The organism is Mesorhizobium sp. M4B.F.Ca.ET.017.02.2.1 (genome assembly GCF_003998955.1).
GTDB classification, from domain to species: Bacteria; Pseudomonadota; Alphaproteobacteria; order Rhizobiales; family Rhizobiaceae; genus Mesorhizobium; species Mesorhizobium abyssinicae.
In genome coordinates this window covers 1-5,774 of record NZ_RZOF01000378.1, presented here as the reverse complement: position 1 = coordinate 5,774, position 5,774 = coordinate 1, and the positions used below count along the sequence as shown (strand labels likewise).

Below are 5,774 nucleotides of genomic sequence, written 5' to 3'. Positions count from 1 at the left end.
GCATCGTAGCTCGGCTGGCCGATCACCTGGACGTGGCTCGCGAGCCCCAGTTCCATCGGTCCCCAGCAGGTCTGCCCGAACAGCAGTGCCGGATGCAGCCAGAGCCCGTGGAAATCGAGGTCGCTCGCCGGCAGCGTCGCCGGATCGGGCGCGATGACCTTGCCGGCTGCGTCGCGGATGCCGCCGGGCACCGGCGGCAGGTCGCCATTGACGCGGACAAGTATCTCCGGCGCGTCGATGCCCTTGCCCCTGATGGCTTCGCGCAGCCGCGCCCATTGCGCGTCGACCTCGCCCCTCGCCTCGGGCCAGTCATACATCGGCAAGGCCGCAACGAATTCGCTCATGCCTGGATTTGACCGCTGTTCTGGAAAATTGACAAGATCGCGGACGCGAGCCGCCCGCAGCATAGATGACGCGTGGCGGCTATACCGGGATCATTCCTTTGGCGGCTCGGCCGGAACCGGGGCGCTGCCAAGGCCATTGATGCTGCGCGCCCGGACACGCGGCTTGAATGCCCGACCCGGCTCCGGCGCGCGCCGCAGCACCGGATGGACGATCGGCTCCTTGGCCTTGAAGGCATGCGCCTTGAGCAGCGCGAAATAGTTCGGATAGGCATAGCCGTTGTTCATCCGCAGCCATTCCTCGCGGCGGTCGCGGAACAGCTTCGGCAGCCGGTACCAGGCAACCGTCGGGCTCTTGTGATGAACGAAATGCAGATTGTTGTTGAGGAACAGGAAGGACAGCGGCGAGCGCTCGATGATCACCGTGCGCCCTTCCGGATGTTCCGACCACTGATGCTCGGCATAGGTGCGGATCGAAATCATCGACTGGCCGAGCCAAACCGGCACCAGAATGTAGAGCCACAGCGGAATGCCGAAGCCGTACGTCATGATCGGCACGACCATGGCAAGGCCGGCGGCGTGCAGCAGCCATGCCTTGCGGATCGCCTTGTCGCCGGCTGCGATCTGCTTGGCGTCGTCGATGAAGAAACCGATCGACGACAGCCACGGACCGAGGATGAGGCGGCCGACCATCGTGTTGTTGATCTTCAGCAGGAGTTTCATTGCCGGCGGCAATTCCTCATGCATCCAGAGCGCCTGGTAGTAGCTCTCCGGATCGTCGAGCGGATCGGTCAGCCGCTCGTCGGCATGGTGGCGAAGATGGATCGTCTTGAAGCGGCGGAATGGCCATACCATGCCGATCGGCAGGAAGACGAAAGCTTCATTGATCCGCGCGTTGCGTGTCGGATGGCCATGCAGCACTTCGTGCATAAGCGACGATTGCAGTGCCGCTATCAATGCCAGGGCCGCGAGAGCCAGAAGTGGGTAAGATGGCCAAAGCAGGAAGCCGGTGGCAAGCCAGGCGCCGTAGCAAAAAAATGCGAGGAACACGGTCGGCCATTCGATAGCCGCTGCACTGCTACGTCTCTTAGTCATGCTTGCCATGCGATCGACCACTGCCCTCCAGTCGCCGAAACCACCTTGATTCCTGACAACATTGTGTCAGGAGCCTGTCGTTGCCGCAACGCGACAAAGCGCACAAACTGTTGCGAGTGCGCATTTTCAGCCGCATATGTTATACATTGTAAACAAACAGCGGATTCATTTCCGCCTGAGCCACGTTCAATGCGGCTACGGCGCAAATTTTCCTCTCCGAAGCAGGAGCAGCGTCATGGACAAGCGCGATCTGTCGACCCTCTTCCGGGACCGTTTGAAATTGCTCTTGACACGCTCGGACCTGAACCAGTCGGCTTTCGCGACAGCGGTCGGCATCGACCGTTCGGCACTCTCGCAACTGCTCTCCGGGACGTCGACCCGACTGCCCCGCGCCGAGACGCTGCTCAACATCGCTGCCGAGTTCAAAGTGTCGCTCGACTGGCTGCTGGGGCTGAGCCATGACGAAGGCGTCACCGGCGAAATCCGCGAGAGCCTGGAGATCGAGGAAGCGCCCGACGGCTTCGACCGCACGTTGCTCGCCAAATGGCACTCCGAAGCGGCGGGAACGAAAATCCGCTACGTGCCGGCTGGCATTCCGGACCTGCTGCGCACCGAGGCGTTGGTCGACTACGAGGCGAACATCACCAACAAGAGCCGCGAGGCCCAGGCGGGCGAGACCCAATACCGCATCGACTACACCAGGCGCCCTGAGACCGACATGGAGGTCTGCATGCCGCGCCACACGCTGGAGATCTTCGCGCGCGGGCTGGGCGTCTGGGACCGCTTTCCCGAGGCCGACCGCCGCCAGCAGCTTCTGCACATGGCAACGCTGCTCGACGACCTCTATCCGACCTTTCGCCTGTATCTCTATGACGGGCGCATGCGCTATTCGATCCCCTACACCATCTTCGGACCCTACCGCGCCGCGATCTATGTCGGCGACATGTATCTGGTGCTCAACGCCCCCCAGCCGATCCGCACGCTGACCAGCCATTTCGACAATCTGATCCGCGCCGCCGACATCAATGCGCATGAGGCGGCGAGCTTCGCGCAAAGGCTGGCCGAGCTGCGATTTTGATGGCTGAGGACCGGCTTTGAGATTGACGACATATAAAGAGTTCTTTATATCCTTATCTCAACAAAGAACTCAGTAAGGCGTATGTCATCATGACCAATCCGATCGAGGCACTGCTTGCCGAAAAGGGCGTGCTGCTCGCCGATGGCGCTACCGGCACCAATCTGTTCGCCATGGGCCTGGAAGCAGGCGAGGCGCCGGAGCTGCTGAACGAGACCGCGCCCGACACCATCGCCAGCCTGCACCAGAACTTCGTCGACGCCGGCGCCGACATCATCCTGACCAACTCCTTCGGCGGCACCCGCCACCGACTGAAGCTGCATCATGCGCAGGACCGCGTGCATGCGCTGAACAAGCGCGCCGCCGAGATCGCGCGCGCGGTGGCCGACAAGTCCGGCCGCAAGGTGATCGTCGCCGGCTCGGTCGGCCCGACCGGCGAATTGCTGGTGCCGCTCGGCGCCATGACCTATGACGAGGCGGTCGACGCCTTCGCCGAGCAGATCGAAGGCCTCAAGGCGGGCGGCGCCGAAGTCGCGTGGATCGAGACCATGTCGGCGCCGGACGAGATCCGCGCCGCCGCCGAAGCCGCGATCCGCGTCGGACTGCCCTACACCTATACCGGCTCTTTCGACACCGCCGGCCGCACCATGATGGGCCTGCTGCCCAAGGACATCCACGGCGTCGTCGACGGGCTGTCGCAAGATCCGCTCGGCGTCGGCGCCAATTGCGGGGTCGGCGCGTCCGACATCCTTGCCTCGCTGCTCGACATGACCGAGGCCAGGCCGGAGGCGACGGTGATCGTCAAGGGCAATTGCGGCATTCCGGAATTCCGCGGCACCGAGATCCACTATTCCGGCACGCCGGAACTGATGGCCGACTATGTCCGGCTCGCCGTCGATGCCGGCGCCAAGATCGTCGGCGGCTGCTGCGGCACCTCGTTCCAGCATCTTGCCGCCATGCGCAAGGCTCTCGACGCGCACACCAAATCGAGCCGGCCGACCATCGAGACGATCGTCGAGCGCATCGGCCCGATGCGCAACAAGGTGGCTACCGCAAACACCGCCGAGACCAGCGAGGCCCGCCGCGAACGCCGTCGCGGCCGCGCCTGACCGTTTGATCGGTCGCCGTTTCGATTATTCGCTGTTTTCGGCGTAGCGCGACAGCGCCGTGTTGAAATCGGTGGCGCTGCCTGTGTCGCTGCCCATGCTCATCAAGGCGCCCGATGCGCGGGGATCGCTGATCTGCTCCAGCATGACGCGGAAGCGGTCATTGTTCAGGGCCGACTTCGCGGTGTTCCTGGCCGCCTCGACATCATTCATGATGCGCCGGGATTCCGCCGACGGCGCCTGCGAGGCGGTCGACTGAACGTCCCTTGCAGCCGGCGTTGAATTCGCAATGTCTCTGATCAGCACTTCCGGCCCCCACAAGCCCGTGTATTAGCTTTTCGTAACAAGAGGGAATTGCGATCATATTCCTGAAAAGGCTCGCAATTTAACGATCTGCCGAAAAGGGAGCCGGGTTCAGGATCTATTGAGATTCAGGTCAGGCCGAGCCAGGAAACCTCCATTTGCAGGCCGGCCTCACCCGAATATCAACAGATCCGAAAAAAGGCCGGCAAGGTTCCCCTCGCCGGCCTGCCTCACCCGCCCGTGGCCGGTTCCCCGTATCAGAACGATCCCCGTCTGAAAGGAACCGGCCGTTATTGCCACTACCGGTTACCGCCCAGCGCCGAGGCAAGGCGCACAAGCGACAGGAATTCCGACCTGTAGCCAAACGGGTCGGCTCCTCGGGCGGCGGTGGCAATCTCCATGATCTTGTCGTAGCCGAACTTCGCGGTCGCATCCTCGTCGCGCAGCTTCTGGCCGAACGCCGCGACCGCGACCGAGAAGCGCTGGTCGGTGCCGGCCTGGTCGAAGGACTGGACTTCGTTGGCCGACGTCACCGGCGTGGTGATCAGCTTCGAGGTGTCCTCGTCCGGCAGCTTGTAGCGGATCTTGACGAAGGCATATTCGTCGGCATTGGCGACGCCGCCATTGTTGACCGTTGCCTGGCCGTAGCGCAGCGGGTCGATCTGCTCGCCGCCGCTGCCCTTCGGCGTGATCTCGTAGATCGCCGTCACCGAATGGCCCGAGCCGATATCGCCGGCATCGACGCGGTCGTTGTTGAAATCCTCGCGGTTGAGCGCGCGGGTCTCATAGCCGATCAGGCGGTATTCCGAGACCCTGTTCGGATTGAACTCGACCTGGATCTTGACGTCCTTGGCGATAGTGAACAGCGTCGAGGACGCATCCTCGACCAGGACCTTCTCGGCCTCTGCGAGCGTGTCGATATAGGCGGCGGTGCCGTTGCCGTTTTGCGCGATGGTCTGCATCATCTGGTCGTTAAGATTGCCGCGCCCGAAGCCGAACACCGACAGGAAGACGCCGGTATTGCGCTCCTGCTCGATCAACCGCTTCAGGTCGTCGTCGTCTGTCTGGCCGACGTTGAAGTCGCCGTCTGTGGCGAGCATCACACGGTTGACGCCATCCTTGACGAAGGATTGCTGGGCAAGCTTGTAGGCTTCCCGGATCCCCGCCTCGCCCGCCGTCGAGCCGCCAGGCTGCAGATGGTCGATGGCCGACAGGACCTTATCCTTCTCGGCAACCTTGGTCGGCATCAGCACCGTGCCGGCATCGCCCGCATAGGTGACGATCGAGACGGTGTCGTCCGGCTTCAGCTTGCTGACCAGCAGACGGAAGGCCGACTGCAGCAGCGGCAGCTTGTCCTGCTCGTTCATCGAACCCGACACGTCGATCAGGAACACCAGATTGGCCTTGGGCTGCTCGGTCGCCTTGACGTCGAACCCCTTGATGGCGACGTGCATCAGCTTGGTGTGCTCGTTCCACGGCGTCGGCATGACGCTGACGGTCGAGTTGAACGGAGTCGAGGCCGCATCCGGTCCCTTCCAGTCGTAGGGGAAGTAGTTGATCATCTCTTCGACGCGCACGGTGTCGGCCTGCGGCAGGTAGCCTTCCTTCAGCGAGCGCCGCACGAAGGAATAGGAGGCGGTGTCGACGTCGATCGAGAAGGTCGAGACCGGGTCCTCGAGGGCGGCATGCACCGGGTTGGTCTTGAAATCCTCGACGCGGTCGCGGTTTTCCTCCTGCGGCAGCAATTGGTCGGCAGGCAGCGTGGACGGCTGCGCCATCAGCTTGGATTCGGCGGCGGTGCCCGGCACAGGGCCGCCGCGTGCGACATCGGCGGGGGCCGCGGCTCCACCATCG

The 5,774-nt window shown here is 63.2% G+C and carries 5 protein-coding genes and 1 pseudogene; 2 read left to right on the top strand and 4 right to left on the bottom strand.

Annotated features, from left to right (window positions below):
* Positions 1-344: pseudogene (locus EN738_RS29640) on the bottom strand (phosphate ABC transporter substrate-binding protein); the annotation flags it as partial.
* A gap of 90 nt (positions 345-434) precedes the next feature.
* Positions 435-1,445, bottom strand: coding sequence for a fatty acid desaturase (locus EN738_RS29635; RefSeq protein ID WP_189340751.1), 1,011 nt, complete (start codon positions 1,443-1,445; stop codon positions 435-437).
* A gap of 226 nt (positions 1,446-1,671) precedes the next feature.
* Here EN738_RS29635 and EN738_RS29630 point away from each other — a divergent pair, with 226 nt between their 5' ends.
* Both EN738_RS29630 and bmt read left to right on the top strand, forming a co-directional pair.
* Positions 1,672-2,514 carry a helix-turn-helix transcriptional regulator gene (locus tag EN738_RS29630; protein ID WP_127286744.1) on the top strand — a complete coding sequence of 281 codons (843 nt, stop codon included), beginning with the start codon at positions 1,672-1,674 and terminating at the stop codon, positions 2,512-2,514.
* An 89-nt stretch (positions 2,515-2,603) separates the two neighbouring features.
* Positions 2,604-3,620: a betaine--homocysteine S-methyltransferase gene (gene bmt, locus EN738_RS29625; protein ID WP_127286743.1), complete on the top strand. Its 1,017-nt coding sequence runs from the start codon at positions 2,604-2,606 to the stop codon at positions 3,618-3,620.
* A 24-nt stretch (positions 3,621-3,644) separates the two neighbouring features.
* On the opposite strand, the gene EN738_RS29620 is transcribed toward bmt, so the two are convergent.
* Both EN738_RS29620 and EN738_RS29615 read right to left on the bottom strand, forming a co-directional pair.
* Complete coding sequence (locus EN738_RS29620; protein WP_245478450.1) at positions 3,645-3,830, bottom strand: hypothetical protein; 186 nt, start codon at positions 3,828-3,830, stop codon at positions 3,645-3,647.
* 389 nt (positions 3,831-4,219) lie between these two features.
* Positions 4,220-5,774 (bottom strand): VWA domain-containing protein (locus EN738_RS29615; protein WP_189606028.1); only part of this gene is annotated, 1,555 nt, incomplete at its 5' end.